This is a genomic window from Bradyrhizobium sp. AUGA SZCCT0158 (assembly GCF_018130065.1).
In the GTDB taxonomy this organism is placed as follows: Bacteria; Pseudomonadota; Alphaproteobacteria; order Rhizobiales; family Xanthobacteraceae; genus Bradyrhizobium.
This window is the reverse complement of the sequence record NZ_JAFCME010000004.1, coordinates 198,162-222,817: the sequence shown is the minus strand read 5'-3', so window position 1 is coordinate 222,817 and position 24,656 is coordinate 198,162. Positions and strand designations below refer to the sequence as shown.

Sequence of the window (24,656 nt, the reverse complement as noted above, 5' to 3'; positions counted from 1 at the left end):
CCATGCGCAAGCTTCTCACCCTCGTTGTGCTTCTGATTGTCGGCTTCCTCGTCGCCATGCAGTTCAGCCCGTCGCTGACCCGCGGCGAGCAAACCACTTCGAGCGAGCGCCGCACCGCGCCGGAATTTGCCGGGATTTCGGCCTGGCTGAATTCTCCACCGCTGACGCTGGAAAGCCTGCGCGGCAAGGTCGTGCTGGTGCAGTTCTGGACCTATTCCTGCATCAACTGCGTGCGCACCCTGCCCTATGTGACGAAGTGGTACGACACCTACAAGGACAAGGGTTTTGTGGTGGTCGGCGTGCACACGCCCGAATTCGCCTTCGAGCGGGAGACGGCGAATGTCGAGACCGCCATCAAGCGCTTCGGCATCAAATACCCGGTTGCGCAGGACAACCAGTACCGCACCTGGCGCGCCTTCGGTAACCAGTATTGGCCGGCCGGATATCTGATCGATAAATCCGGCACCATCGTCGCGACGCAGTTCGGCGAAGGCGGCTACCAGAAGATGGAGAACACGATCGCCCGCCTCGTCGGCGAAGCCACGCCGTCCGCTCAGGCCAGTGATCCCGATCTCGCCGGCATCGAAACATCCGAACTCTATCTCGGGTCGGAGAAGAATGACGGCGCCATCGTGGCGTCGCAGGATTCCGCGGCTGGAGAGCGATCCTACGCGCTGCCGGACAGCGTGCCGCAAGGCCGCTTCGCGCTCGGTGGCGGCTGGAAGCTCGTCGGCGACAGCGCCACCGCTTCGGCAGACGGTAGCGAGATCGTGCTCCGCTTCAACGCGCCCAAGGTCAATCTGGTCGCGGGCAGCGCGTTGCCGCAAGCGGTCTCCGTCACCGTCGACGGCACGCCGCAACCGCCGGTCACCATCGATGGAAGCCGGCTTTATCCCATCTACAGCGGCAGCAGTGGCGAGCATGTGTTGCGCCTGAAGGTGCCCAAGGCCGGCCTGAGCGCTTACAGCTTTACGTTCGGTTGATCGGCAAGGCTTGATGGGCAAGGCTTCCTAGACAAGGCTCGGCCGCGCGCCGCTGGCGCAGGCCTGTTCGACGCAGCGGCTGGCGCGGAGGATTTTCTCCTCGCTGAACATCGGCCCCACGATCTGCAGGCCGATCGGCAAACCATCAACGAAGCCGCACGGCACCGAGGCCGCGGGCTGCCGGGTAAGATTGAACGGCCACGTCAATGGCGTCCAATCGAACCATTGCGGAAAGCGCGCCGGATCCGGTGTGTCGATGCCGGCGGCGAAGGCTGTGATGGGGATGGTCGGCGTCAGCGAGAGATCGTAGTGCTGATGGAAGTGATGCATCTGCTGGCTGAGCGTGCGCATGTCGGCATGGGCCGCCTGCAATTCGCTCGCCGAAATATCCTGGGCTGATATCACCAGCCGCAGCAGGCCCGGATCGAGCGCCGCCAATTGCTCACCGTCGAAGCCCCGCACCACCGCAGCATGCGATGCGCCCCAGATCACCTCCAGTGCGGGCTGCGCGGCGGACAGATCCAGATCGACGCTCTTCACATCGGCGCCGGCCTTCACCAGCGCATCAATGGCGGGCTGCATGCCGGCGACGATTGCAGGCTCGGTGACCGGGAAGCCGAGATCTGGCGACCATGCGATTTTCATTCCCGCCACCCCCTGGTCGAGGCCATCGAGATAGTCGATGCCGCGATAGGGAATGGCGAAGGAGTCCCGCGCGTCCGGCCGCGTCAGCACGTTCAGCAGCAGCGCGCTGTCGGCGACGTCGCGCGACAGGCCGCCATAGACCGCGAGCGTCCCCATCGGCCCCGGCAAATTCGGCACCACGCCGTAGCTCGCCTTCAACCCGAACACGCCGCTGAACGCCGCGGGGATGCGGATCGAGCCGCCGCCATCGCCGCCGGTGGCCAACGGCACGACGCCCGCCGCAACCAGGGCGGCCGAGCCGCCGCTGGAGCCGCCGGGCGTGCGGGAAACATCCCAGGGGTTGCGCGTGATGCCGGTGAGCGGGCCGTGCGTAATCCCCTTCCAGCCGAATTCCGGCGTCGTCGTCTTGCAGAAGAACACCGCGCCGGCCTCACGCAGGCGGGCGACGCCGGGCGTATCCTCCGTGCTTGGCGCCGTTGCGGTCGAGTGCGAGCCGATGCGCATCGGCCAGCCCGCGACATGTCCGGTGTCCTTGATCGCGACCGGCACCCCGTCGAGCGGTCCCATGGGCTCACCGCGACGCCAGCGTTCCGCCGAGTCCGCAGCTAGTCGCCTCCCCTGCGGCTCATCCAGCAGGCAGGTCGCATTGAGAGCCGGATTGACCGCATGCAGTCGCGCCAGCGTCGCTTCCAATACATCGACCGGCGACAGGTCGCCCTTGGCGAAGCGCCGGGTCATCTCGCGGGCGGAAAGCCAGTTCAAATCGTCGGACATCGCGCGGCCTACTCAGCCGCTTCACGCGCGGGGACGCTCGGCTCGATATCGCATTGCAGGATATCGGTGAAGCGGTTGAACGCGCCACACAGCGAGATGCGCCACGTCAGTTCGACGATCTGGGCTTCGGAAAAATGTTCGCGAAGGCGGGTGAAGATTTCGTCGCGGGTCTTGCTCCAGTTATTGTTCACCGCAACGGAATATTCGACCACGAGTTTGTCAATGACGTCGAGTTCCGGATGGTCCTGGTAGTCGAGCAGCCGTTCGGCGCCCTCCTCCGATACGCCCTGGATCGCCAGTTTCGGCGCGTGGTGCGAAACGCAATAGTCGCACTTGTTCAACAGGGACACCGCGACCAGCGCGATCTCCAGATGGCGCTTCGACAACGTGCCGCTCTCGGCGAGATCGACCAGCAGCGACCAGGTATGCTCAAAGATCGGCGGCCGGTGCGCCATCACGCCCGCCTGATTCTCGAACGCGCCATAGGTCGTCATCTTGTCCCACAGCGGCTGCAACTCCGGCGGGAGATCGTTCTTGGTCTTGATTGACACGCGTGACATGAGCTTTCCCTGAATGATGGTCCGCTGATTGCCGCCATCCTGCCACATCCGAGCAGGTTTGGCGCAGCTTGCCGAGAATAGCAGCCCTGTCCGCGCTGAGTATTGTCAGGCGTGGGCGCGGTCACGCGCGGGCTTGACTTGTCGATCATTCATGTAATATCAATAGTTACATGAAACGAGACAGCCGATTGTCCGGCGTGTTGCACGTGCTCCTGCACATGGCCGAGCGTGATGAGCCGGTGACCTCAGAGGCACTGGCAAAAGCCATGGATACCAACCCGGTGGTGATCCGCCGCGTCATGGCGGGCTTGCGCGATCAGGGCTATGTGCGATCGGAAAAAGGCCATGGCGGCGGATGGACGCTGGCGCGTGATCTGGCTGATGTCTCCTTGCGCGACATTTATGAGGCGCTCGGCGAGCCTTCATTGCTGGCGATCGGCAACAGGACTGAAAAACCCGGCTGCCTTGTCGAGCAGGCCGTCAATGCTGCCCTCACCCGCGCATTCGACGATGCGGAAGCGCTGCTGTTGTCGCGCCTGGCCGACGTGACGCTTGCGCAGCTGAGCGCCGATTTTCACAAGCGTCTCATTGGCCGCGGCAAAGGCCATCGCCTGGAGGTCGCGCATGCGAAATGATGCCGCCGTTCAGGCAATGCTGGATCATTTCTTCGATCCCGACACAGTGAAGCATTATGCGGAAGGACCGCGGCGCTTCGTGCCGGGCTTTGCCGACCTTCACCGCATGACATCAATCCTGCTGGCGGAACATGCGCCGCAAGACGCGCGCGTCCTGGTGCTCGGCGCCGGCGGCGGCCTGGAGTTGAACTCGATGGCGGAGACCGCAGCCGGCTGGACCTTCGTCGGAGTCGATCCGGCGGCGGAGATGCTGAAGCTGGCGGAGCGGATACTGGGTCCGCTCAGCGCGCGCGTGCAGCTCCAGCAAGGCTATATCGACGATGCCCCCGATGGCCCGTTCGATGCGGCGACGTGCCTGCTTACGCTGCATTTTCTCGATGCAGATGAACGGCGGCGGACGGCCGGCGAAATCCATCGCCGCCTCAAGCCCGGCGCGCCCTTTGTGGCCGCGCACTCCAGCTTTCCGCAAGGGGCGCGCGCGCAATGGCTATCGCGGTACGCTGCTTTTGGCATCGCTTCCGGCGCCGATCCCGACAAGGCCAACGGCGCCCGCGCGGCGGTCGATAAGAATCTGAACCTGTTCAGCCCGGAACAGGACGCGCAGATCCTGCGCGAAGCCGGCTTCAAGGGAGTCGAACTGTTCTACGCCGCCTTCACCTGGCGCGGCTGGATTGCGTACGCCTGAAGCGGTGGAACATTCATGACCGTCCGCCCTATCGTCGGTTACCCCGATCCCCGGCTGGCGCTTCTGCGCAGCCTGTGACCGTGTTCGATGATGCGCTGCACGAGCTTGCGTCAGACCTGCTGGAAACCATGCACGCCGCCCCCGGCATCGGCATCACCGCGCCGCATATCGGCGTCTCGCTTCGCGTCGTCGTGCTCGATCTCGACCCGGTTGATGGCGCGCGGACCTATGTCAATCCGGAGATCATCTGGGCCTCGCCCGAGATGATCATGCACCAGGAAGGCAGCGTCTCGATGCCCGGCGTCAACGACGACATCGAGCGCCATGCCCGGTTGCGGATCAGCTATCACGACATCGACGGCCATGCCCGAACCGAGGAATCGCAAGGCCCGCGCGCGGTCTGCCACCAGCATGAGATCGATCAACTCAACGGGATTTTCTGGATCAGGCGGCTGTCCCGGCTAAAGCGCGAGCGGCTGATCAAGCGGTTCGAGAAGCTGTCGCGGGGTTGAGGTGAAGGCGGGAGCGACGCTCCCGCCAGTCGATCACTGCGGAATGCGCGCAATGACCTTGATCTCGAAATCAAAGCCCGCCAGCCAGTTCACGCCCACTGCGGTCCAGTTCGGATAAGGCGCCTCGCCGATCGCCTTCAGCCTGATAGGGCCGATCGTCTCCCACTGCCTGGCCGGGTCGGTGTGGAAGGTGGTGACGTCGACGACGTCGTCGAAGCTGCAGCCGGCGGCCTTCAGCACGGAAGCGAGATTGTCGAAGGCAAGCTGGACCTGCTTTGCGAAGTCAGGCTCGGGCGAGCCGTCGTCGCGGCTGCCGACCTGGCCGGAGACGAACAGCAGGTCGCCGGAGCGGATCGCCGCCGAATAGCGGTTGATTTCGTACAGCGCCTGCCGGCCGGCAGGGAAGATCGCGTCGCGCTTTGTCATGGTTTCACTCCATTCGAACAAGGCAAGGCCCGGCTGCAACGGTCGCGGCCGGCGGGAGCATTGATATACGCCCCGTATGCCGCTATATCGGTTCATACGCGCCGTATGTCAATGGCATACGCGGCGTATGTTTTTTAGGAGTTTGGCAGTGGTCGCAAAGCGGCGGGCGCAGATGGTGGAGAAGACCCGGGCCAAGCTCATCAGGGCCGCCCGCAAGGCGTTTGCGGCGGAGGGCTATGCGGCGGCGTCGATGGACGATTTGACCGCGAAAGCCGGCCTCACGCGCGGCGCGCTCTATCACAATTTCGGCGACAAGAAGGGCCTGCTGCAAGCGGTGATCGACCAGATCGACGCCGAAATGGTGGCGCGGATGCGCGCCGTCCAGGACCGGGCCAAGACCGCGTGGCTCGGATTTCTCGACGCCAACATCGCCTTTATCGAGATGGCGCTGGAGCCGGAGATCCAGCGCATCATGCTGCTGGACGGGCCGGCCGTGCTCGGCGATCCCTCGCAATGGCCGAACCAGAACGAGTGCCTGCGCACTACGACCCAAACCATCCAGGCGCTGATCGATGCGAAAACGGTCAGGCCGGTGGATGCGGAAGCTGCCGCGCGGCTGCTCAATGGCGCAGCGCTCAGCGCCGCGCTGTGGATCGCCGCTGCCGACGATCCCCGCGCCGTCCTTGCCAAGGCAGTCGCGGCGTTCCGGCATCTTGCGGTCGGGTTGCTGCAGATCGAGGAATGACGTCGCGATAGTCACGGCAACTTCAGCGCCGCGCGAGCAATTTCTCATAACGCCAGATTTCGAGATCGAACGGGCCGTCAACGGTATCGAGGCGATTGACCATCGTCCGGGCGAGATGCCATCCGCTCTTCTCGTAAAATTTTGCGGCGCGCGAATTGCCGATCGCGCAGGCGAGCCAGGCCGTCTCGACGCCGCGCTGCGACATCTGCACCTCCGCGTCCGCGATCAGCGTGGCCGCGACACCCGTGCCGCGCGCTGCCGATGTGACGTAGAACTGATTGAGCTCATCGCCCTTCAGCATCGCAAAGCCCAATGGCGCGCCCAGCGGGCCAATCACCCGCACATCGGCAAGCGCGGCAGACATCCGTTCGGCAAAATCTTCAAACGTGCGCGCACGCGCCAGCGCCGGCGGCAGGATCGCCGCATGGGCATCCTGCCAGCCGTCATACCACAGGCGCGTCAGCACGCTGGTTTCGGAGGGGGCGGCGGGTCTTGGCTTCATCGCGTCCACATTATCCTCAGTCAGATCGAATGGAAACCTCATCAGTCCGACGGCGAAGTTGACTCCGCCGGTGACAGAAGCAATACTTCGCTACATGGTGAAGTATCAAGCATCCCGGATGGACCGCACGTTCTCCGCGCTCGCCGACCCTACCCGGCGGGCCGTGCTGCTGCGGCTGAAGGAAAAACCCGGGCTTTCGGTGAGCGAGCTCGCCCGGCCGTTTTCGCTGAAGCTTCCGGGAATGATGAAGCATCTGGACGTGCTGTCCGATGCGGGATTGATCAAGCGCACCAAAACCGGTCGCACCGTGTCGGTCCATCTTTCGGTCCGGCCGATGCGGGAGGCCATGGAGTGGCTCAAACGGTATGAGCGGCTCTGGACAGTCAGCCTCGATCGCCTGGTTGCGCTCGTGGAAGAGGATGGCGAGCGATGACCAGCAGCCTGCCGGGCGTGACCATCGTGCGCAGAATAAAGGCCTCGCCCGCCAGGGTTTGGGCAGCAATCACAGAGCCCAAACTGATGATGCAGTGGTGGGGTCCCGATGCCGGGCCGACGCTGCGCGCCGAGGCGGACGTGCGACCCGGAGGCCGCTTCAGCGTCGTCTTCCGGTTGCTGAACGGCGAGGAGCACAATCCCACCGGTATTTATCAGGAAGTGATTCCCGAGAAGAAGCTGGTGTTCACCTGGGACTTGCCGGGAACGAAGGAACGCGAGTCGCTGGTCACGTTTCTGCTTGAGCCTGAAGACGGCGGCACCAGGCTGACACTGCTGCACGAGCATCTTCCCGACGAAGAGATGCGCAAGAGTCACGAGCACGGCTGGAGCGGCCTGCTCGACAAGCTGCCTATTTTCCTTGGAGTTGCCCAATGAACGACCTGATCCTCACCACCTTCGACTGGGTTCCCGAACCGCCGCGCGGCTTTGTGCGCGATATCCGGGTGCGCTGGGCGCTGGAAGAGGCAGGACTGCCCTATCGCGTCGAGGGCGTGCCGTTTCGGAATCGGAGTGCCGAACATTTCACTCATCAGCCGTTTGGCCAGGTGCCGTGGTTGACCGATGGCGACATCTCGATCTTCGAGAGCGGCGCGATGCTGCTTCATCTCGGCGAGCGCAGCGACGCGCTGATGCCCAGTGATCCGCGCGCTCGCAGCGAAACGAAACAATGGCTGTTCGCGGCGCTCAACTCCGTCGAGATGGCCAGCCTGCCCTGGTCCTTGCTCATGTTTTCCGGCAACACCGGCGACACGCCGGCCTGGAAACTCTTTGACGGGTTCCTCCACCAGCACCGGCTCAAACACATGGAGGCCGTGCTGGCAGGACGCGAATGGCTCGCCGGGACATTCTCCGTCGCCGACATACTCATGGCGGATGTGCTGCGCCTCGTCGCCCGGTTCGACAGCCTGGCGACATATCCCGCCTGTCGCGACTATGTCGCGCGCGCCACGGCCCGACCATCCTTCGTGAAGGCGCACGCTGACCAGATGGCGCATTTTGCCGCGGCTGATGCGGCTTGAGATTTCTTCACGGCGTTTTCGAACCTCGTCGGCACCCAAGCGGCGCCGTGTGACGTCGGTCACAGCGTCGGGAGGCGTCCTGCGGCATTGATCTACCCATCGACGGCGGAATGGTCCGCCCGACCTGACAAGGAGTGGACGACAATGCAGAACATGGAACAGAAGACCTCGGAAATCCGCGAGCTGACCGATGCAGAGCTCGAGTCGATCAGCGGCGGCAACATCTTCGGCGACATTGGTCGCTGGATCGTTCGCCGTTTGAAAGGAGACGGCGATCTTCGCCGCGCGACCGACCGCCCGAACTGAACTCATTTTCCAGACTGCCCCCCCCCGCGGCGCAAGCGGCGTTCGCGGGGGTCTCGTGTGCGATCTGTCGCACGCAGCGCCCCGCCTCCTCACCCACCCGCCATCAAATCCTTCGCCAGCGCCATGTAGGCCGGCAGCGTGACGGGGTCGTTGGCGGCGTTGCCGGCGGCCGGGTGTGAGGCGTAGCGCGCGATCACCATTTCGGCTTTCGGATCGATGTAGATGCCCTGGCCGTGAACGCCGCGCGCCATGTAGGCGCCGTGGGCATTGTGCGTCACCCACCACTGGTTCCGGTAGGACGCGCCGGGCAAGGTGGTGTAGCCGGCCGGCTTGAACTTTTCGGGATCGCCGCCGCGCGCGATGTCTTCCACCACCGTTGACGGCACGATCTGGCGGCCGTTGAAGCGGCCGTGATTGCGGATGGTTTCGCCGAAGCGGGCGAGATCGCGCAGCGTGGTCGAAAGACCACCGCCGCCGCTTTCGGTGCCGATGCGGTCGACGTGATAATGCGCGTCCTCTTCCGCGCCCATCGGCGCCCAGATGCGCTCGGAGAGCAGATCAGACAGCGTCATCCCGCTCGCGCGCCTGATAATCCAGGCGAGCACATCGGTATTGACGGTCTTGTAGGCGAACGCCTTGCCGTGCTCGCCCTGCTTGCGCTGCGTGCACAGGAAATCGAAAATATTGGTCGCGCCTTCATAACCCGGTTCGATCGGTGCCATGCCGTTGGCGCGCCGCAGGGCGAACACGCCGGAATTCCTGTCGGTGTAAACTTCGGTGTATTCGAGCCCCGTGGTCATATCCATGACCTCGCGCACCCGCGCGTCCCCGAACGCGCTGGCCTTCAACTCCGGCACATAGTCCGTGACCGGCGCCTGCGGATCGATCTTGCCCTCCGCAACCAGAATGCCGGCGAGTGTGCCGGTGAACGATTTTGTCACCGACATCGCGATATGCGGCTTGTGCGGCTTCAGCGCGCCGAAATAGCGCTCGTAGATCAGCTTGCCCCGGTGCAGCACCGCGATGCCATCGGCACAGGTCTCCTCGAGCATGCGCTCAAACGTCATCGGCCGGCCATCCATCGTGACCGACGCCGACGCGCCGATATCGTGGTCCGCCCGCGGCAGCACCGACGCCGGCCCTGCCCCGCGCCAGACGTTTACGGTCGGCACCAGTTGGCGGATGTTGCTCCATGCCCAGCGCAGTTCGGGAAAGCTGCGGAATGAGCCGTCGTGGAACGTGATGGTCTTGTCCGGAGGCGGCGGGAAGCCCTGCATCCAGCCGAGGGATTGCGGATCGGTTTCGGCGGCGGTTGGAGTTGGCTGGGCGGCTGCGGTGGCGACGGACATGAGGACGGGCTCCGGAGGGCGATAGAGGATTCGTAACATGGAGCCGCACGGGAGGCAGCCCGCGTTTGCGCTGATGGTTATGCATTCGCATGCTCGCCGCCCTCCCCGTCATTGCCCGATGCAGCTTGATTTTCCCCGTCGGCCAGTCCCGTCGTCATGCCGGCACATATGTCAACCTGATCACCTGCTCGTCCATTCGATCGCTGGCCACGAGACGGAGCGGCGGCCGGGGGCCGGCGAAGAATGGCTTGCCGCGACCCAACACGACGGGATGGAGATAGAGCCGATATTCATCGACAAGACCGAGATCGGTCAGGCTTCGCGCCAGGTCCGGTCCGGCGACGTCAATCTCGCCGACGCGCTCAGCCTTCAGCTTTCGTATCACCGCCTCGAGGTCATCCCCGACCAGCGTGGCGTTGGGGCCGACCGACTTGAGGGAGCGCGACACCACCCACTTCGGCTGGTTCCGCCAGGCCGCTGCGAAAGCGTGTTCCGCGGTGTTCCACTCGGGATGGTCTTCGTCCCAATAGCGCATCACCTCGTATATCCGCCGACCATAGACGCTGCCCGCGAGGCCGCGCACTTGCTCGACGAAATGATCGAAGAGCGCCGGGCTTGGCCCGAATTTGTCGTGGTCGACGTAGCCGTCCAGCGACTGGTTCATTCCAAATACGATCTTCGCCATGGTGATTTCCCTGTATCAGGCGACGCCGAGCTTGCCGCGCTCGCCGTCACGGGGCTGTTCCTCTGATGTCAGAAACTCGGCCAGATCCGCCGCCTCGTAGAATGGGCGGATCTCGACCCCGCTCGCGCCCAGCATGGGATTGCGCTTCGCCCAGGCCACGGCCTCGTCCATATCCCTGACCTGCCAGATCATGAAGCCGGCGACCAGCTCGCCGGTGTCCGCGAACGGCCCGTCGATGACCTCGGCGCGCGAACCATCTGACGTGACGCGCTTGGCCTCGGCGCTGTTCTGGAGGCCGGCGCCGGCCACCATGATGCCGGCCTCGACCAGTTCCTCGGTGAACCGGTCCATCGCCGCGAACGCCTCTTTCGTTGGGGGCGCGCTTTTTCCGCCGCAGTCAGTGGCTTTTCCGAACACCATCACCCGCATCGTCTGTCTCCTCGCTTGAACCGCCTTTGGCACCTCATCGCGAGGACGAACGGCGTCTTGGGAAACCGACATTGTCCGGCGATTATTTTTCGACAGTTGAGGCGCCTCTCTCTCCGTCATTCCCCAATGCGCAATCGCGCATCTGAGGCTCACGAAGCGAGAACCCGGAATCCAGCCGGCAAGCTACTCGTTGATCTCGGGCTCGACCAGCTTCGCCAGGTTTCGCAGCGACTCCTGCCAACCGAGATAGCAAGCCTCGGCTGGAATGACATCAGGCACGCCGGCCTGCTCGATATTCACCTCCGTGCCGACCGACACCTTCTTCAGCGTCACGGTCACCTGCATCTCGCCGGGCAGGTTCGGATCATCGAACGTATCGGTGTAGCGCAGGCGTTCGCCAGGCACGAGCTCGACATATTTGCCACCGAACGCGTGGCTTTTGTCCGTCGTGAAATTCCGGAAGGACATCCTGAACGTACCGCCGACCTTCGGTTCCAGATGGTGCACGGTGCAGGCAAAGCCGTTCGGCGGAAGCCATTTCGCAAGCGCATCCGCTTCAAGGAACGCGCGATAGACTTTCTGTGGGCTGGTTGTCAGGACACGGTGCAAGCGGATGGTGCTGGGCATGCTGATGGACCTTCTTGGATTGCAGGTTGGTGCACTCAGGACGAACGAGGCTTGATCGAGCCGACATAGGGTCCGGGATTTTTTTGTAAAGGACCTCATGCCTGTTCGGCCTACGGTGGCATGGGTCCGTATTCTCGCGGCACGACATGCCCGAGCTATTGCTTTGGTTTCGCCCTCTGATGACAGAGGGCGCAGGGAAGGCCGGGTGCGCGCTGCACCCGCGGTCTCGTGTGCGATTGTGCAACAAGATGGTGCACACGAGCATACAGGGCAGCGGGGAACACCCAGCCTTCCCTGCGCAATGGCTTTACGGCTTATGACGCGCTCTCCCCGGTGAGACGGCCTCTATTGCCACCGTCGCCTCTGGTCAGCGTTAGCCTCCCAAAAGCTTGACGCCGTTACGGGCGCCAGGACCACACGCTTTTGCCGTACGCCTCTGCCGCGCGCGTCAAGCGCAACATCGGCGTCCATCGCGACCCGCCCAACGTTCGTGACGATGGCCGACGCCCCTCATGGCAGGACGGGATGGGCAAATTCGTAGAGATGATTTGCCCGACGAGGAAAGTGGAATTTTGCCCGTCGGGTTAATTTGTCGCACTCCTGTCTCCACGTCGTCATTGCGAGCCAACGGGTCGCGCGAATGCGCGCCCGATGACAGGCTCCGCGAAGCAATCCATGGCACGGATCGGGCAAATATGGGTTGCTTCGCTTCGCCCGCAGTTCAGCTCGGCGGCAGTTTCACGAATGGATCGATCACCGCGACGCCCAATGGCTCGAGATGCCGGAGGTTACGCGACAGGATTGTCAGACCGCGACGCTGCGCTGTTGCGGCAATGATGACATCGGCAAGTCCCGGCGCGTGTCCAAGACCGCGCGCGCGATCCGACAGCGCACCGGCGATCCGCGCCGTTGCCGCGTCGAAGGTGAGAATGCGGTCATCGTAGAGATGCAAAACCGTTTCGAGCCACGCCGCCAGATCGGCGCTTTTGCGTATCGCCTTCTCACGGCGCAACTTGGCTATTCCATCTTCGATCTCTGCCACGGTGACGACCGATATGAACAGTGCCGCTGAATGCGCATCCATCCATTCGACAAGTGTGAGCGGCACCGGCCGGGATGGCGAGGCGGCGGAGATCACATTGGTATCGACGAGGTACACCGCGAGATCAGAGACCTGATTTCCGCAAAGGCGACTTGTTGCGGCGGGGCAAATCCGCTGCCGTCAACGGCGCCGCCAACAGCAGCCGGCCGAAGCTCGGAACGGTCGATAGCCGCTCCCACTCCGCGTAGCTCACAACCACCGCCTGCCGCTTGCCGTGACGGGTGATGACAGCCGGCTCTCCCCGCATCGCTTCATCCACGACTGCAGACAGGCTAGCCTTTGCGTCACGAAGTTGAATCTCGCGCATGATAAGATCCATGTATATGACTACTGTAGTCATATATGCTCAAGCGCCCTTTATTGCAAGTGACAGCGACGTGACAGGCCGCCGTCAGCCCGCAGCCGTAGGGCGCGTTAGCGAAGCGTAACCCACCACTTCTCGGTGAAACAATGCGGTGGATTACGCCTTCGGCGAATCCACCGTACGAACTATTCCACACGACTAGGTGCATTCAGTCGAGGTTTTGGAGAATCGGTTTCAGTGGCAGAAGGTTGCAATGACCGCCGGCGACGGGCCCCGCATATGAGGGAATACAGAAAGCGGTATGGCATGTAGCATGAAACTACGAAAGCACGCAGCCTCCGTTTTAGGTGAGGTGGTCACTGTTGCACACCCTGGGCAATAGCACGGGAGCAGCCAAGTCGCGGTAACTCCTTGCGTGCAACTATACGATACGGCTACCCTAGCTTGACAGCGTAAGGATCAAGTGAATGCAACGGTTTGACCGTAACCGAGTGCCACCGCCCGAAATATTCAGAAGTGGTGAGGCACAGCGCAACCGCCTCCTGCTACGGGACTACCTGCGCGTTGATACTCGCAAGCGCGCGCAAACAACGGCTCGTCAGGGAATGCAGCTTCTGAAGGACAGTTCGGTGGCTGAGGCATTGGGCAGACTTTTCCACGGCAAATGCGCGTTCTGTGAGGAGCGCGTATCAACCAAGCCGTATCGATTTCGACCGCCAGCCGAAGCGCGCCCCTTTGTGGCATCGGACATCGGCCACCTCTATTATGTTTGGCTCGCCGACGCTTGGGAGAACATCTATTCGATTTGCGATAGGTGCCTACCTTCTGAGGTAGACTATTTCCCCGTAAAGGGCAGCCGGACCTCACTGCCAACCGACCTACAGATCGATCGGTATGTCGAGGAAGCGATCGGTCTTTGGCGCGATCACCCTCCGCGGGAGCGAGCGCTGCTGCTCGATCCTTGCGGTCGCAGCGAACTCTACGGGCATTTCCAAGTCCATTTAAGCGGCGCACTAAAGCCACGCACGGACGCCGCGGAAGCAACAATTGAGCATTTCCGACTCAACTATCCCGGCCTCGTTCAAGCCAGATATAAAAGATATACTGAACGCATTCGTGAATTGATCGCTGCACTTACCTATCCGGAGACCGATCGTCCGAGAAGCGATTTATTTGCCTTCGTTGACATGGAGTTTGGCGGCAGCTGGTTCATCTTGTTGCGTCGACTCGCGAAAACGCTGCAGGCTCAAGGCATGCCGCCTATAGGCGTCTCGCGCAATGGAATCGCCGCTGGCTTCCTACAACTCTACGGTCGACGTGACATCGATGAGCGGTTAAGCGCGGCCATGGCGACGATAGATCAAGAAGACAGAACAGGCCAGTCGGTTGTGCACACAATGGCACCAATGCCGCGCCGCAGCCGCGCCCGACTTACCAGCGTGCAGGTTCAAAACTTCCGATCAATCGAGTCGCTTGAGCTCACCCTGCCCCAATATGTTCCCGAGACGACTGCCAATGCGAAGATGGCTGTGCCCTCGGTACTTATCTTGGGCGAGAACGCCGCAGGAAAGAGTTCGCTCCTCGAAGCGATCACTCTCGCCCTTGCCGACCCCGCTACTCGAGCCGCACTCAGCCTCCCTATTGACCGGTTACCACTTGACCCACGCTACATGGGCGCTGGCCCCGACCATCCTCGACGAGATGCCGAGGTCACCCTCACATTGGACGGAAGCTGGTCACACAGGCTGACGATTTCCGTGAACGGCTATATTGACCGGACCGAACCGAACGCGGCGATGCCACCTGTATTCGCGTACGGGGCGTTCCGGCATTATATCGACCGCCGCCGCAAGCACGCCCCCGCAAAATATGTCCAGAGCCTCTTCCGCCCCGATCAACTCCTTTCCAATCCTGAGCGGTGGTTACTCAGCCTCGATCAGATACATTTTGATATGGTCGTTCGCGCACTGCGCGACATCTTTTCGATCGAAGAAGAGTTCGACGTGGTGCAGCGCGACCCTGAAGCGAAACGCTGCGTTATCGTAACGCGCATGTCTAGGCCAAACGGCGACTTTGTAGACGTAACGACTCCGCTAGAGATCGCAAGCTCTGGCTTTCGTTCCGTGTTGGCGATGGTTTGTGATATTTTCGAAGGCTTAATGGATCCTCGCATATACGAGGGGTTTGAGACGTTAGCCGCAGCACGCGCCGTTGTGCTGATCGACGAGGTCGAGGCCCATCTTCACCCCCGATGGAAAATGCAAATCATGCGAGGCCTACGCATGGCGCTTCCCAACGTTACCTTCATTGCGACGACACATGATCCGCTATGTTTGCGAGGCATGGACGACGGAGAAGTGCGGGTCATGCAGAAGGTCCCCGGCAGCGAGGTTATGGACACCGATCTGCCGGTGTTTGTCGAGCAGCTGCATGAGTTGCCACCGGTCTCCAACCTTACGCTAGAGCAATTGTTGACCTCCGATCTGTTCCAGCTCTTCTCAACAGACACGCCAGAGACCGATGCAACGCTGGCAACGATCGGGGACCTGCTCGCGCGCCAGCGAGCCGGGGAACCGCTCACCACGTCGGAAAAAGACATCATCACCCGTTTCGATACCGACATTGCCTCGGCATTGCCCGTTGGATCGTCCGAAGTGCATCGTCTCGTTCAAGAAGCCGTCGTGGTGTACCTACGTGAGCGTCGCACGGCGTCGGAGGACCGAATGCGAAGGTTGAGAGAAGATGCCAGAAGCAAGATCGTCGACGCGTTGCGGGGAATTTGAAATTGCGCAAGGTCGATCGCAGCAAGCAGGCAGCGCCTGCAGCCCTTTCAAAAGCAGACAAGAACGGCAAAACCGAGCTCGCTCGCGTTCGTGCTCACGCCGCCAAGACCGATCCCGGGAAAAAAACCTTTGAATTCAAAGCTTATAAGAACGACGAGGTTAAGCGTCGCCTGGAGGCTCTTTTCCACGGCAAGTGCGCCTATTGTGAAACCTATTACGCTGTCTCGGCGCCCGTCGATGTTGAGCACTACCGGCCAAAAGGCCGGGTGGGCGAAGACGACACACATCCCGGCTACTGGTGGCTGGCGATGGACTGGGAAAACCTGCTGCCGAGCTGTATCGACTGCAACCGGCGGCGCGAACAGATCATCGTCAATCAGGGGTCCCCGAGCCTAGCAGAGCTTTGGACGACGAGTCTGACGTCGGGCGGACCGCAGCGCGCCCTGTCGGGGAAACAGGACAGTTTTCCGATCGCCGGAACGCGAATTCTACCCGAAGGATCTGATTATGCCGCCGAACAGGCTTTGCTGCTCGATCCCTGTCGTGATGATCCCGAAACCCATCTGGCGTTCCACATCAATCATGAGAATCCCTTCGGATTAGTGCTGCCAACCGGCAACGGCACGCTCAGCGCTCGCGGCGCGACCTCGATCCACGCCTACGGTCTTAACCGCCTCCATCTCGTTCAAGAGCGTACTCGCCTGCTCCGCCGGCTCGAATTTCTGGGGTATTTGGCGATTGAGCTTATAGCAATGGCGAAAGAGATGGCAGACCCGATGGTGACCGCTGCGTTACCGCCAAACCGTGCTAACGCTATATCAAGGCGTCTTGAATCCCTCGCTGAGTTGACATTCGCCGAGATGCGCGCGATGGCCGAACCAACCGAGTCCTATTCAGCATTGGCCCGCCAATGGCTTCGCGAATTCCGGGATGGTGCGAAGGGCAGCACTACAGATCTTCGCTACCATCACTTCACCGTGACGATGGATCCCCGTCGACGGCTGGCGTTTTCTGTCTCATCAAACCCAGAATCATCCGAAAATGAAGAGTGATCCGTTAGCCCCCTCACTCCCACTCAATCGTCCCCGGCGGCTTGCTCGTCACGTCATACACCACCCGGTTCACCCCTTTCACCTCGTTGATGATCCGCGTCGCGGTCTCGCCCAGAAACTTCATCTCAAACGGATAGAAATCCGCGGTCATGCCGTCGGTGGAAGTGACGGCGCGGAGGCCGACGACGTATTCGTAGGTGCGGCCGTCGCCCATCACGCCGACGGTTTTGACCGGCAGCAGCACCGCAAAAGCCTGCCAGATGGCGTCGTAGAGGCCGTGTTTGCGGATCTGGTCGATATAGACGGCGTCGGCGTTGCGGAGGATGTCGAGCTTTTCTTTTGTGATGTCGCCGGGGCAGCGGATGGCGAGGCCGGGACCGGGGAACGGATGGCGGCCGACGAAGATTTCGGGCAGGCCGAGTTCGCGCCCGAGCACGCGGACCTCGTCCTTGAACAATTCGCGCAAGGGTTCGACCAGCTTCATGTTCATGCGATCAGGAAGGCCGCCGACATTGTGGTGGCTCTTGATCGTCACCGACGGGCCGCCGGTGAAGGAGACGCTCTCGATCACGTCGGGGTAGAGCGTGCCCTGCGCCAAAAAGTCCGCGCCGCCGATCTTCTTCGCCTCGGCGTCGAAGACGTCGATGAACAGACGGCCGATGGTTTTGCGTTTTACTTCGGGATCGGTGACGCCAGCGAGTTCGCCGAGGAACTGTTTTGACGCGTCCACGTGCACCAGGGGAATGTTGTAGTGGTGCCGGAACAGGTCGACGACGGTCTTGGCTTCATCGAGCCGCAGCATGCCGTGATCGACGAACACGCAGGTGAGCTGGTCGCCGACCGCCTCGTGGATCAGCACCGCGGCGACCGCCGAGTCGACGCCGCCGGAGAGGCCGCAGATCACCCTGCCCTTGCCGACCTGGGCGCGGATCTTTTCGATCGCCTCCTCGCGGAAGGCGCGCATGGTCCAGTCGCCGGTGAGGCCGGAAACCTTTCGGACGAAATTGCGGATCAGTTTTGCCCCGTCGGGCGTGTGCACCACTTCGGGATGGAACATCAGGCCGTAATATTTGCGCTTCTCGTCCTGGATCATTGCGAACGGCGCGTTGGCGCTGACGCCGGCGACCGAAAAGCCCGGCGGCATTTTGGTGATGCGGTCGCCATGGCTCATCCAGACCTGGTGCTTCTCGCCCATGCCCCAAATGGATTCGAACAGCTGGCTCGCCGCCTTGACCTCGACATCGGCGCGGCCGAATTCGCGGTGGTGGCCGCCCTCGACCTCGCCGCCGAGCTGGGCGGCCATGGTCATCTGGCCGTAGCAGATGCCGAGCACGGGAACGCCCGAGTCGAAAATGAGCTGCGGCGCGCGGGGCGAGCCGGCCTCATGCACTGATTCCGGACCGCCGGAGAGGATCACCGCTTTCGGCTTCATCTCCTGGAAGGCTTGCTCCGCCTTCTGGAACGGCACGATCTCGGAATAGACGCCCTCCTCGCGCACGCGGCGGGCGATCAGTTGCGTTACCTGACTGCCGAAATCGACGATCAGAATCTTGTCGTGCGCCGAGGCCACCGAGGGCGTCGACTCTGCTGCGGGCTGTGCTGCTGTCATGGACAGGAATTACGCGACGGGGGCCGCACTCGCAACCGCACAAACGGGGGACTCACATTCTTATGTGCGCGGTGGACAGGGAGGTATTTAGGTAGGTATTGCTGACCTGGTTTGCGTGGATGATCGTGCGCAGGACGTCTCCCTCGCCCCGCTCTTTGCGGGGGAGAGGGTTGGGGTGAGGGGCTCTCTCCTCCAGCTCGACCTATCGATGGACCGGTACCCCCTCACCCGGATTGCTTCGCAATCCGACCTCTCCCCGCAAGCGGACCGCAAGCGGGGCGAGGTAAGCTGAACGCCGACACCGATTTAAAGTCACTGGTTCACAGCGCGAGACCCCACATGAAAATCCCCACCCTGCCCTTCACCGTAACCGACTGGAGCAAGGTCGAGCCGACGACGCACAAGGGCGAGACCGGTCAGGCGACGTGGCGGACGCTTGATATCGGCGACTTGCGGGTGCGGATGGTCGAGTACACGCCGGGCTACCTCGCCGACCACTGGTGCGACCGCGGGCATGTGCTTTACGTGCTGGAGGGCGAGCTCGACAGCGAGCTGCGGGATGGGCGGAAGTTCAAGCTGACGGCGGGGATGAGTTACCAGGTGTCGGATTTCGGCGATGCGGCGCATAGGTCGTCGACGACGACGGGGGTGAAGCTGTTTATTGTGGATTGAGGCTTCGTAGGGTGGGTTAGGCGAAGCCGTAACCCACCGCCGACACGAAGAACGAAGATGGTGGGTTACGCTGCGCTAACCCACCCTACGCAGAACCGACACAAAAAACCCGTCCGTTCCCGTCCGCCGCGGCGTCATCAGCCAGCCCTCCGGCGACTGCAGCGCGGCGTTGGCAAAATCCTCCGCCTTGTCCCACAGCACGCTCGCCGTCTGCTCCGGCGGTACCACCGCAAACTCCGGATGGCGCGCGACAAAACTGCGAACTTGCGCGCCGTTCTCCGGCGGCAACACGGAACAGGTGATGTAGGCGATCCGGCCGCCCGGCTTTACCAGAGCGGATGCGCGATCAAGCACTTCGGCCTGGTCCTTCAAGCGCACGTCGAGCGCGCCGGGGCGCATGCGCCATTTGGCGTCGGGGTTGCGGCGCCAGGTGCCGGTGCCGGTACACGGCGCGTCGATCACCACCAGATCGGCTGAGGCATGGATGTCGGCCAGCGGGTCGGCGTCGCCCTTCGGCGTGCGGACGTCGGCGTTATGGATGCCGGCGCGCGACAGCCGCTCGTGGATCGGCGCGAGCTGGCGCTTGTCGTGGTCGGTGGCAATCAGCCGGCCCTTGCCCTGCATCATTGCCGCTAACGCAAGCGTCTTGCCGCCGGCGCCGGCGCAGAGGTCGATCACCTGCTCGCCGGGTTTTGCCGCCGACAGCAAGGCCGCCAGCTGCGAGCCTTCATCCTGCACTTCAACGGCGCCCTTGATAAAGTCCTCCTCGGCATGGATGCCGGGGTTGCGGGCGTCGGCGCCGAGTTCGATGCGCAGGCCGATTGCGGACCATGGCGTCGGCTGCGCGCCGAGATGAGAAAGCCGCGGCAACATCTTCTCGCGGCTCGCTTTTAGGGTGTTAATGCGAAGGTCGAGCGGCGCCCGGCTCGCCATCGCGGTGGCCTCCGCGACGCGGTCGTCGCCGAACACATCAGCCAGATGCGCATCCAGCCATTCCGGGTAATCGCCGGCGATGTGCGGCGGCGCACCGTCGAGGGAGCGTGAGGTCAGCGCTGTTCGTTCGCCGTCGCTGAGCGGTTCCGGGGCGAAGCGGCCACCGTCGCAGAGGGCCGAAATGGCGTCCGCATCGAGCTTGCGTTCCAGCTTCAACATGCCGAGCATGCGGGCACGCGACGTGTCGGCCTCCATCAGCCAGGCGCTCGAGGCGCGGCGGCGCAGCACGTCCCAGATCAGGCCGGAGATCGCCGCGCGGTCGCCGGAACCGGCATAACGGTGCGCGGTGCCCCACTCCTTCAGCGCCTTGGCGGCGGGAACACGCTGGGCGTCGATGGTGTCGATCAGTTCGATGGCTGCGGACAGCCGGGCGGCGGGGGTCATTCAAAGCTTTCGGTTCGAGACAGGCGCTGGGCTCAAATCAGGAGCAGCATCTTCAGCGCGAAGTAGATCCACATCGCCAGCAGCACAAGGACGCCGGCGAACCAGGCCAGCGAGCGGGTCCGGACGTCGTTCGACGTGACAAAAATCCCGGCATGGGCAAAGCGGGTCACGACAAACACCCAGGACATCAGCAGGATGAAGAAATCGGCCTTGCGCAGCGGCAGCGCCAGCGCGATCAGGATGTAGAACAGGACCGGGATTTCGAACTGGTTGCTGTAACAATTGCCGATCTGGGTGGCCTTTTCGGGCCAGTTCGGCTGCCGCAGCGCGATGTCCTTCAGGGTGGTTTCCCTCGCTTTCAGGGCACTGGTCCGCGCCGTGGCCATCCACAGCAGCAGCGCAAAGGTGAGCCCGACCTGGGCAAAGACAGGCAGCAAAACCAGTTGAATCGACATCAGGACGCCCATGGGAATCTCCCCGGAGGCATTTGCCTCCGCTGCACCAATAGCGGGGGTGCCGCCGCCTGACAAATCGGCCGTTTGGGCTGAACCGCAATCGGCCCCCGCGTGACCAATTGCTGGAGCGCTCAGGTCATTCCGGTCCTGATGGCTCCGCCTCTTCGAGATGGCGCCATGAACATCACCTCACCGCTTCTAACCGGCGCGGCCCGCGTGGCCGAAGCGCCCGGCGATTCCGTGACCTCCCTGCTCAAAATGGTCGGCGCCGGAACCGGCTGGTTCGACGACAGCGTCGATGGCGGGCTTGGCATTGTGATGTCGACGCTGGCGGGTGTCGCCGCCGCGCTGGCGGTGGCGATCGTGCTGTCGGTCTATTTCCGCAGCGGCACCCGCAGCCCGCGCGACCTTCTCAAGCACGGCCTCGCCGCGGTTGTCGTGATCGCCCTCGTCGCCTTCGTGGTCTACGACGTCAGGCATGCCGCGCTGGCCTATCTCGGCATCAATCCGGCAAAACCCGCCGTGGAATTCGAAATCCGGCTGCCAAAGGCGGCGCTGACCGCAATTGCCGATACCCAGGTGGAACTGCTGACCGACCGGAACCAGAAGCTGGCCAAGGTGCAGGATGCGCTGGCCTCGACACCGGACGGCCGCAGCGTGCTCAAGGGAACCGTGACCCTCGACTACCGCACCACCGATCGCATGGTGGTGCTCAATCTGCCCGGGCGAGCGCAGACCCAGTTCAAGCTGCGGCTGCCGGCCAGCCCGACGCATTCCGACAAGTTCGGGCCGTGGCATCTGGCCGACGGCATCACGCTTGCGAAGGGCGACACCGTGACACCCGAGACGCATAACGCTTTCGCGATCCGCTACCGCGTGCTGTGAGCCGATACTCCTTCCTTCTCCCCTTGTGGGAGAAGGTGGCGCGAAGCGCCGGATGAGGGGTCTCTATCCTCATCGCAACTCGTGCAGTGAGGATAGAACCCCTCACCCGTCTTCGCTTCGCGAAGCCTCCCTCTCCCACAAGGGGAGAGGGAAGGAAGATCCGGTCTTCTCGATTCAAACATCTTTTCAAGCAATCCTTCAAACAACCTTGCGCGCGCGGTTTATTGTGCGGGCGATCACGACTCAAATTTCATCATTCCGTCGCCGACAAATCTATAATCAGGGACGAAAGGATTTCCACATGAGCTCATTCCGCCTGACCCAGATTTCCGACACCCACCTCGCCCGCCGCCTCGCAAAGCTCACCGACAATTTTCATCGCGTAGCGGAACATATCGACGCGACCCGGCCCGATCTCGTCGTCAACAGCGGCGACGTCGCCTTCGACGGGCCGACCAGCCGCGCCGATCTCGAATTCGCCAAAAGCCTGCACGCCGAACTTCCGGTGGCCTGCCGCTACCTGCCCGGCAATCACGACATCGGCGACAATCCGACCGCGGTTGGACCGGTGCCATCGCATCCCGCGAGCGAACAGCACCTGCAAAACTTTCGCGCCGTGATTGGCGAGGACCGCTGGCGCTTCAACGAAGCCGGCTGGTGTTTTGTCGGGTTGAACTCGCTGATCATGAACACCGGAATTGCCAGCGAGGCCGAGCAGTTCGACTGGCTTGCGTCGGAACTGTCACGCACGGGCGGCAAGCCGGTCGCGCTGTTCCTGCACAAGCCGCTCTATCTCGACGCGCCCGACGATCCCGAACTTGAGTCTTCCGCGATCCGCTACGTGCCGCAGCCGGCGCGACAGCGGCTGATCGAGATGTTCGGCGCGGTCGATCTGCGTCTAGTGGCCTCCGGCCATGTCCACCAGCGCCGCGATTTCACCTATGGCCGTGTCCGCCATGTCTGGTCGCCATCGGTGGGCTTCATCATTTCCGATGCGCGGCAGGAGCGGATCGCGCTGAAGGAAACCGGGCTGGTGGAATACCGCTTTACGCCCGACAGTTTTGAAGTCCGCCACGTGCGTGCGCCCGGCCAGGTCGATGTCGACCTGGACGAGCTGCTTTATCCGGATCGGAAAACGGAGAGCGCTTAAGCCTTGTCCGGCCCGACGCGCACCAGCTGTTTGCCGAAATTGGCGCCCTTCAGCAGGCCCATGAACGCCGCGGGGGCGCTGTCGAGGCCTTCGGTGACGAATTCCTTGTGCTTGATCTTGCCTTCGCGGAACCACCCCGACATGTCTCGCAGGAAGTCGCCGTGGCGCGACGCAAAATCGCTGACGATGAAGCCGCGGATGGTGAGGCGCTTGGTCAGCACCGCGCGCATCAACTTGCCGCCCCATTTCGGCGATGTCTCGCCGAAATTATTGTATTCCGCGATCAAGCCGCAGACCGGCATGCGCGCGAACGCATTGAGCTGCGGAAACACCGCATCGAACACCGCGCCACCGACGTTTTCAAAATAGACGTCGATGCCCTTCGGGCAGGCGTCCTTCAATTTCGCCGCGAGATCCGGATCGCGGTGATCGAGGCAATCGTCGAAGCCGAGTTCCTTTTTGACGTAGTCGCATTTGTCCTTGCCGCCGGCGATGCCGATCGCCCGCGCGCCCTTGATCCTGGCGATCTGGCCGACGGCGGAACCAACGGCGCCGGAGGCCGCCGCCACCACCACGGTCTCGCCCGCCTGCGGCTTGCCGATATCGAGCAGGCCGGTATAGGCGGTCATGCCGGGCATGCCGAGCACACCGACCGCGGTCGAGATCGGTGCGAGCTTCGGATCGATCTTGGCGAGACCCTTGCCGTCGGAGATCGCATGCGTCTGCCAGCCGGCGCGCGACAGCACGATGTCGCCTTTCGCAAAACCGGAATTGTTCGATGCGATCACCTCGCTGACCGTGCCGCCTTCCATCACGCCGTCGATCGGCACCGGCGCCGCATATGACGGGCCGTCGCTCATCCGCCCGCGCATGTAGGGATCGAGCGACAGCCAGATGGTGCGCAGCAGGACCTGGCCCTCGCCGGGCGTCGGCGCGGTATATTCCTCGAGGCGGAAGTCGGATGGCTTCGGTTCGCCCACGGGACGGGACGCGAGAACGATGCGCTTTGCGGATTGGGACATGGTTGGTTCCTCCGATTGTTATTTGTCGTCATCGCGAGCGTAGCGACTTGTCCGCCGAAGCTCAACGAGCGAAGTCGGAAGCAATCCATTCTTGCCAAAGACAAATGCTTCGCGGAGCCTGTCATCGGGCGCGCATGCGCGCGACCCGTTGGCTCGCGATGACGGTCAGTCAGGTCGCGATTTTTGCCAGCGCGGCCTCAAACGCCGCAGCAGCGCTTGGCAAATCGGGGAACGCCAGACCGCTGTCAGCGGTCTGCTTCTGGGCTTCCGTCGCGGTGGGACGCACCTCCGCGATCGGCTTGCCGCCATCGAGCAGCGCCAGCGGCGCGATCACGTGAAATTCATGGGTTTCGACCGGCGCATCCTTCAGCAGAAAGACGCTGAGCGAGACGATGTCGGTACCACGCCGATAGGAAATGTAGCGGTCGACCGCCACCGAACCGTCGCGCTGCATGCCGCCGAGTTTTGCAAAACCCTTGGAGTCGAGCAGCTTGTGGGCCTTGAAGCCCTTGACGCCAACCGACTTCGCTTTCGCGGTCTCTTCCGACAGATCGAATTTGGCGGCCATCGCCTTGCCGATTTGGGCGAGCTGCTCCGACATCGCGTGCTCGAACTCTTTTGCCTCGGTGCGCGGCTTTGATGCCTTGCCTGGCCTGGCGGCATTGCGCTTTTGCAGCTCGGCGTTGCACCGCGCGATGATGTCAGCGGCGGCTTTCCGCTCGGCGTTGACGAGCAGATTCTTCAAATCCTGATTAGAAAGCGCGGCAATCCTGTCGTCCGACCAATCGACCATAATCAACTTCTTTCAATGGCAAGGCAGCGTCATTCCGCGGCGCGTCGAAGACGCGAACTACGATGTGCAATTGCA

Annotated in this window: 28 protein-coding genes and 1 pseudogene; 14 read left to right on the top strand and 15 right to left on the bottom strand. The window is 62.6% G+C overall.

The window, feature by feature from the left end; translation table 11 throughout:
- The first annotated feature begins 2 nt into the window (after positions 1-2).
- Positions 3-983 (top strand): thioredoxin family protein, encoded by a 981-nt coding sequence (locus tag JQ574_RS07810; RefSeq protein ID WP_212207908.1) that lies wholly within the window; start codon positions 3-5, stop codon positions 981-983.
- Between the two features lie 27 nt (positions 984-1,010).
- On the opposite strand, the gene JQ574_RS07805 is transcribed toward JQ574_RS07810, so the two are convergent.
- Together JQ574_RS07805 and JQ574_RS07800 are read right to left on the bottom strand one after the other, a co-directional pair.
- Positions 1,011-2,402: an amidase gene (locus JQ574_RS07805; protein WP_212383438.1), complete on the bottom strand. Its 1,392-nt coding sequence runs from the start codon at positions 2,400-2,402 to the stop codon at positions 1,011-1,013.
- Between the two features lie 8 nt (positions 2,403-2,410).
- Positions 2,411-2,962: a carboxymuconolactone decarboxylase family protein gene (locus JQ574_RS07800; RefSeq protein WP_212207906.1), complete on the bottom strand. Its 552-nt coding sequence runs from the start codon at positions 2,960-2,962 to the stop codon at positions 2,411-2,413.
- Between the two features lie 170 nt (positions 2,963-3,132).
- Here JQ574_RS07800 and JQ574_RS07795 point away from each other — a divergent pair, with 170 nt between their 5' ends.
- The 3 genes and pseudogenes from JQ574_RS07795 to JQ574_RS07785 all read left to right on the top strand — a co-directional run bounded on the left by JQ574_RS07795 (position 3,133) and on the right by JQ574_RS07785 (position 4,794).
- Positions 3,133-3,597, top strand: a complete 465-nt coding sequence (locus JQ574_RS07795) for an Rrf2 family transcriptional regulator (RefSeq protein WP_212207905.1) — start codon at positions 3,133-3,135, stop codon at positions 3,595-3,597.
- Positions 3,587-4,282 carry a class I SAM-dependent methyltransferase gene (locus JQ574_RS07790; protein ID WP_212207904.1) on the top strand — a complete coding sequence of 232 codons (696 nt, stop codon included), beginning with the start codon at positions 3,587-3,589 and terminating at the stop codon, positions 4,280-4,282. The genes JQ574_RS07795 and JQ574_RS07790 overlap by 11 nt, the downstream gene beginning before the upstream one ends.
- Before the next feature lie 15 nt (positions 4,283-4,297).
- Positions 4,298-4,794 (top strand): annotated as a pseudogene (locus JQ574_RS07785) (peptide deformylase).
- Between the two features lie 33 nt (positions 4,795-4,827).
- On the opposite strand, the gene JQ574_RS07780 reads toward JQ574_RS07785, so the two are convergent.
- Complete coding sequence (locus JQ574_RS07780; protein WP_212207903.1) at positions 4,828-5,220, bottom strand: RidA family protein; 393 nt, start codon at positions 5,218-5,220, stop codon at positions 4,828-4,830.
- A gap of 148 nt (positions 5,221-5,368) precedes the next feature.
- Between JQ574_RS07780 and JQ574_RS07775 the strand changes: the two genes are divergently transcribed.
- Positions 5,369-5,965 (top strand): TetR/AcrR family transcriptional regulator, encoded by a 597-nt coding sequence (locus tag JQ574_RS07775; RefSeq protein ID WP_312014580.1) that lies wholly within the window; start codon positions 5,369-5,371, stop codon positions 5,963-5,965.
- Between the two features lie 22 nt (positions 5,966-5,987).
- Here the strand turns inward: JQ574_RS07775 and JQ574_RS07770 are convergent, their stop codons facing one another.
- Positions 5,988-6,467 carry a GNAT family N-acetyltransferase gene (locus JQ574_RS07770; protein ID WP_212207902.1) on the bottom strand — a complete coding sequence of 160 codons (480 nt, stop codon included), beginning with the start codon at positions 6,465-6,467 and terminating at the stop codon, positions 5,988-5,990.
- A 118-nt stretch (positions 6,468-6,585) separates the two neighbouring features.
- Here JQ574_RS07770 and JQ574_RS07765 point away from each other — a divergent pair, with 118 nt between their 5' ends.
- The 4 genes from JQ574_RS07765 to JQ574_RS07750 all read left to right on the top strand — a co-directional run bounded on the left by JQ574_RS07765 (position 6,586) and on the right by JQ574_RS07750 (position 8,287).
- Positions 6,586-6,900 (top strand): ArsR/SmtB family transcription factor, encoded by a 315-nt coding sequence (locus JQ574_RS07765; RefSeq protein WP_249119179.1) that lies wholly within the window; start codon positions 6,586-6,588, stop codon positions 6,898-6,900.
- Positions 6,897-7,337, top strand: a complete 441-nt coding sequence (locus tag JQ574_RS07760; protein WP_212207901.1) for an SRPBCC domain-containing protein — start codon at positions 6,897-6,899, stop codon at positions 7,335-7,337. Before JQ574_RS07765 ends, JQ574_RS07760 begins: the two co-directional genes overlap by 4 nt.
- Complete coding sequence (locus JQ574_RS07755) at positions 7,334-7,981, top strand: glutathione S-transferase family protein (protein WP_212207900.1); 648 nt, start codon at positions 7,334-7,336, stop codon at positions 7,979-7,981. The genes JQ574_RS07760 and JQ574_RS07755 overlap by 4 nt, the downstream gene beginning before the upstream one ends.
- A gap of 144 nt (positions 7,982-8,125) precedes the next feature.
- Positions 8,126-8,287 carry a bacteriocin gene (locus JQ574_RS07750; RefSeq protein ID WP_212207899.1) on the top strand — a complete coding sequence of 54 codons (162 nt, stop codon included), beginning with the start codon at positions 8,126-8,128 and terminating at the stop codon, positions 8,285-8,287.
- A gap of 89 nt (positions 8,288-8,376) precedes the next feature.
- Here JQ574_RS07750 and JQ574_RS07745 read toward each other — a convergent pair whose 3' ends face one another.
- The 6 genes from JQ574_RS07745 to JQ574_RS07720 form a co-directional block, all read right to left on the bottom strand.
- Complete coding sequence (locus JQ574_RS07745; RefSeq protein WP_212383437.1) at positions 8,377-9,636, bottom strand: serine hydrolase; 1,260 nt, start codon at positions 9,634-9,636, stop codon at positions 8,377-8,379.
- Positions 9,637-9,790: 154 nt separating this feature from the next.
- A complete protein-coding gene (locus tag JQ574_RS07740; RefSeq protein ID WP_212207897.1) occupies positions 9,791-10,321 on the bottom strand; it encodes a dihydrofolate reductase family protein in 531 nt (176 codons plus the stop codon).
- A 15-nt stretch (positions 10,322-10,336) separates the two neighbouring features.
- Positions 10,337-10,750, bottom strand: a complete 414-nt coding sequence (locus JQ574_RS07735; protein ID WP_212207896.1) for a YciI family protein — start codon at positions 10,748-10,750, stop codon at positions 10,337-10,339.
- A 183-nt stretch (positions 10,751-10,933) separates the two neighbouring features.
- Positions 10,934-11,377 (bottom strand): SRPBCC family protein, encoded by a 444-nt coding sequence (locus JQ574_RS07730; protein ID WP_212207895.1) that lies wholly within the window; start codon positions 11,375-11,377, stop codon positions 10,934-10,936.
- A 721-nt stretch (positions 11,378-12,098) separates the two neighbouring features.
- Positions 12,099-12,536 (bottom strand): type II toxin-antitoxin system VapC family toxin, encoded by a 438-nt coding sequence (locus tag JQ574_RS07725; RefSeq protein WP_212207894.1) that lies wholly within the window; start codon positions 12,534-12,536, stop codon positions 12,099-12,101.
- A 7-nt stretch (positions 12,537-12,543) separates the two neighbouring features.
- Positions 12,544-12,786 (bottom strand): type II toxin-antitoxin system Phd/YefM family antitoxin, encoded by a 243-nt coding sequence (locus JQ574_RS07720; RefSeq protein WP_212207893.1) that lies wholly within the window; start codon positions 12,784-12,786, stop codon positions 12,544-12,546.
- A 464-nt stretch (positions 12,787-13,250) separates the two neighbouring features.
- Between JQ574_RS07720 and JQ574_RS07715 the strand changes: the two genes are divergently transcribed.
- Positions 13,251-15,566 (top strand): AAA family ATPase, encoded by a 2,316-nt coding sequence (locus JQ574_RS07715; protein WP_212207892.1) that lies wholly within the window; start codon positions 13,251-13,253, stop codon positions 15,564-15,566.
- A gap of 2 nt (positions 15,567-15,568) precedes the next feature.
- Positions 15,569-16,618: a hypothetical protein gene (locus JQ574_RS07710; RefSeq protein WP_212207891.1), complete on the top strand. Its 1,050-nt coding sequence runs from the start codon at positions 15,569-15,571 to the stop codon at positions 16,616-16,618.
- 13 nt (positions 16,619-16,631) lie between these two features.
- Here the strand turns inward: JQ574_RS07710 and guaA are convergent, their stop codons facing one another.
- Entirely contained in the window at positions 16,632-18,227 is a 1,596-nt protein-coding gene (guaA, locus tag JQ574_RS07705) for a glutamine-hydrolyzing GMP synthase (protein WP_212383436.1), read from the bottom strand.
- Between the two features lie 339 nt (positions 18,228-18,566).
- Between guaA and JQ574_RS07700 the strand changes: the two genes are divergently transcribed.
- Entirely contained in the window at positions 18,567-18,899 is a 333-nt protein-coding gene (locus JQ574_RS07700) for a DHCW motif cupin fold protein (protein ID WP_212207889.1), read from the top strand.
- Between the two features lie 75 nt (positions 18,900-18,974).
- On the opposite strand, the gene JQ574_RS07695 is transcribed toward JQ574_RS07700, so the two are convergent.
- Both JQ574_RS07695 and JQ574_RS07690 read right to left on the bottom strand, forming a co-directional pair.
- Positions 18,975-20,276, bottom strand: coding sequence for an RsmB/NOP family class I SAM-dependent RNA methyltransferase (locus JQ574_RS07695; RefSeq protein ID WP_212207888.1), 1,302 nt, complete (start codon positions 20,274-20,276; stop codon positions 18,975-18,977).
- A 32-nt stretch (positions 20,277-20,308) separates the two neighbouring features.
- Complete coding sequence (locus tag JQ574_RS07690; RefSeq protein WP_212208028.1) at positions 20,309-20,731, bottom strand: MAPEG family protein; 423 nt, start codon at positions 20,729-20,731, stop codon at positions 20,309-20,311.
- A 177-nt stretch (positions 20,732-20,908) separates the two neighbouring features.
- Between JQ574_RS07690 and JQ574_RS07685 the strand changes: the two genes are divergently transcribed.
- A complete protein-coding gene (locus tag JQ574_RS07685; protein ID WP_312014703.1) occupies positions 20,909-21,616 on the top strand; it encodes an acriflavin resistance protein in 708 nt (235 codons plus the stop codon).
- A 301-nt stretch (positions 21,617-21,917) separates the two neighbouring features.
- A complete protein-coding gene (locus JQ574_RS07680; RefSeq protein ID WP_212207887.1) occupies positions 21,918-22,766 on the top strand; it encodes a metallophosphoesterase in 849 nt (282 codons plus the stop codon).
- Here the strand turns inward: JQ574_RS07680 and JQ574_RS07675 are convergent.
- Positions 22,763-23,788, bottom strand: a complete 1,026-nt coding sequence (locus tag JQ574_RS07675; protein WP_212207886.1) for an NADP-dependent oxidoreductase — start codon at positions 23,786-23,788, stop codon at positions 22,763-22,765. The two genes, JQ574_RS07680 and JQ574_RS07675, sit on opposite strands and share 4 nt — an antisense overlap.
- 169 nt (positions 23,789-23,957) lie before the next feature.
- Positions 23,958-24,581 carry a hypothetical protein gene (locus JQ574_RS07670; RefSeq protein ID WP_212207885.1) on the bottom strand — a complete coding sequence of 208 codons (624 nt, stop codon included), beginning with the start codon at positions 24,579-24,581 and terminating at the stop codon, positions 23,958-23,960.
- Positions 24,582-24,656: the final 75 nt, after the last annotated feature.

Excerpts from the sequence above, each read along its gene's own strand:
- JQ574_RS07810 (WP_212207908.1), top strand. The coding sequence starts at position 3 with ATGCGCAAGCTTCTCACCCTCGTTGTGCTTCTGATTGTCGGCTTCCTC.
- JQ574_RS07805 (WP_212383438.1), bottom strand. The coding sequence starts at position 2,402 with ATGTCCGACGATTTGAACTGGCTTTCCGCCCGCGAGATGACCCGGCGC.
- JQ574_RS07800 (WP_212207906.1), bottom strand. The coding sequence starts at position 2,962 with ATGTCACGCGTGTCAATCAAGACCAAGAACGATCTCCCGCCGGAGTTG.
- JQ574_RS07795 (WP_212207905.1), top strand. The coding sequence starts at position 3,133 with ATGAAACGAGACAGCCGATTGTCCGGCGTGTTGCACGTGCTCCTGCAC.
- JQ574_RS07790 (WP_212207904.1), top strand. The coding sequence starts at position 3,587 with ATGCGAAATGATGCCGCCGTTCAGGCAATGCTGGATCATTTCTTCGAT.
- JQ574_RS07780 (WP_212207903.1), bottom strand. The coding sequence starts at position 5,220 with ATGACAAAGCGCGACGCGATCTTCCCTGCCGGCCGGCAGGCGCTGTAC.
- JQ574_RS07770 (WP_212207902.1), bottom strand. The coding sequence starts at position 6,467 with ATGAAGCCAAGACCCGCCGCCCCCTCCGAAACCAGCGTGCTGACGCGC.
- JQ574_RS07765 (WP_249119179.1), top strand. The coding sequence starts at position 6,586 with ATGGACCGCACGTTCTCCGCGCTCGCCGACCCTACCCGGCGGGCCGTG.
- JQ574_RS07760 (WP_212207901.1), top strand. The coding sequence starts at position 6,897 with ATGACCAGCAGCCTGCCGGGCGTGACCATCGTGCGCAGAATAAAGGCC.
- JQ574_RS07755 (WP_212207900.1), top strand. The coding sequence starts at position 7,334 with ATGAACGACCTGATCCTCACCACCTTCGACTGGGTTCCCGAACCGCCG.
- JQ574_RS07750 (WP_212207899.1), top strand. The coding sequence starts at position 8,126 with ATGCAGAACATGGAACAGAAGACCTCGGAAATCCGCGAGCTGACCGAT.
- JQ574_RS07745 (WP_212383437.1), bottom strand. The coding sequence starts at position 9,636 with ATGTCCGTCGCCACCGCAGCCGCCCAGCCAACTCCAACCGCCGCCGAA.
- JQ574_RS07740 (WP_212207897.1), bottom strand. The coding sequence starts at position 10,321 with ATGGCGAAGATCGTATTTGGAATGAACCAGTCGCTGGACGGCTACGTC.
- JQ574_RS07735 (WP_212207896.1), bottom strand. The coding sequence starts at position 10,750 with ATGCGGGTGATGGTGTTCGGAAAAGCCACTGACTGCGGCGGAAAAAGC.
- JQ574_RS07730 (WP_212207895.1), bottom strand. The coding sequence starts at position 11,377 with ATGCCCAGCACCATCCGCTTGCACCGTGTCCTGACAACCAGCCCACAG.
- JQ574_RS07720 (WP_212207893.1), bottom strand. The coding sequence starts at position 12,786 with ATGCGCGAGATTCAACTTCGTGACGCAAAGGCTAGCCTGTCTGCAGTC.
- JQ574_RS07715 (WP_212207892.1), top strand. The coding sequence starts at position 13,251 with ATGCAACGGTTTGACCGTAACCGAGTGCCACCGCCCGAAATATTCAGA.
- guaA (WP_212383436.1), bottom strand. The coding sequence starts at position 18,227 with ATGACAGCAGCACAGCCCGCAGCAGAGTCGACGCCCTCGGTGGCCTCG.
- JQ574_RS07700 (WP_212207889.1), top strand. The coding sequence starts at position 18,567 with ATGAAAATCCCCACCCTGCCCTTCACCGTAACCGACTGGAGCAAGGTC.
- JQ574_RS07695 (WP_212207888.1), bottom strand. The coding sequence starts at position 20,276 with ATGACCCCCGCCGCCCGGCTGTCCGCAGCCATCGAACTGATCGACACC.
- JQ574_RS07690 (WP_212208028.1), bottom strand. The coding sequence starts at position 20,731 with ATGTCGATTCAACTGGTTTTGCTGCCTGTCTTTGCCCAGGTCGGGCTC.
- JQ574_RS07685 (WP_312014703.1), top strand. The coding sequence starts at position 20,909 with ATGAACATCACCTCACCGCTTCTAACCGGCGCGGCCCGCGTGGCCGAA.
- JQ574_RS07680 (WP_212207887.1), top strand. The coding sequence starts at position 21,918 with ATGAGCTCATTCCGCCTGACCCAGATTTCCGACACCCACCTCGCCCGC.
- JQ574_RS07675 (WP_212207886.1), bottom strand. The coding sequence starts at position 23,788 with ATGTCCCAATCCGCAAAGCGCATCGTTCTCGCGTCCCGTCCCGTGGGC.
- JQ574_RS07670 (WP_212207885.1), bottom strand. The coding sequence starts at position 24,581 with ATGGTCGATTGGTCGGACGACAGGATTGCCGCGCTTTCTAATCAGGAT.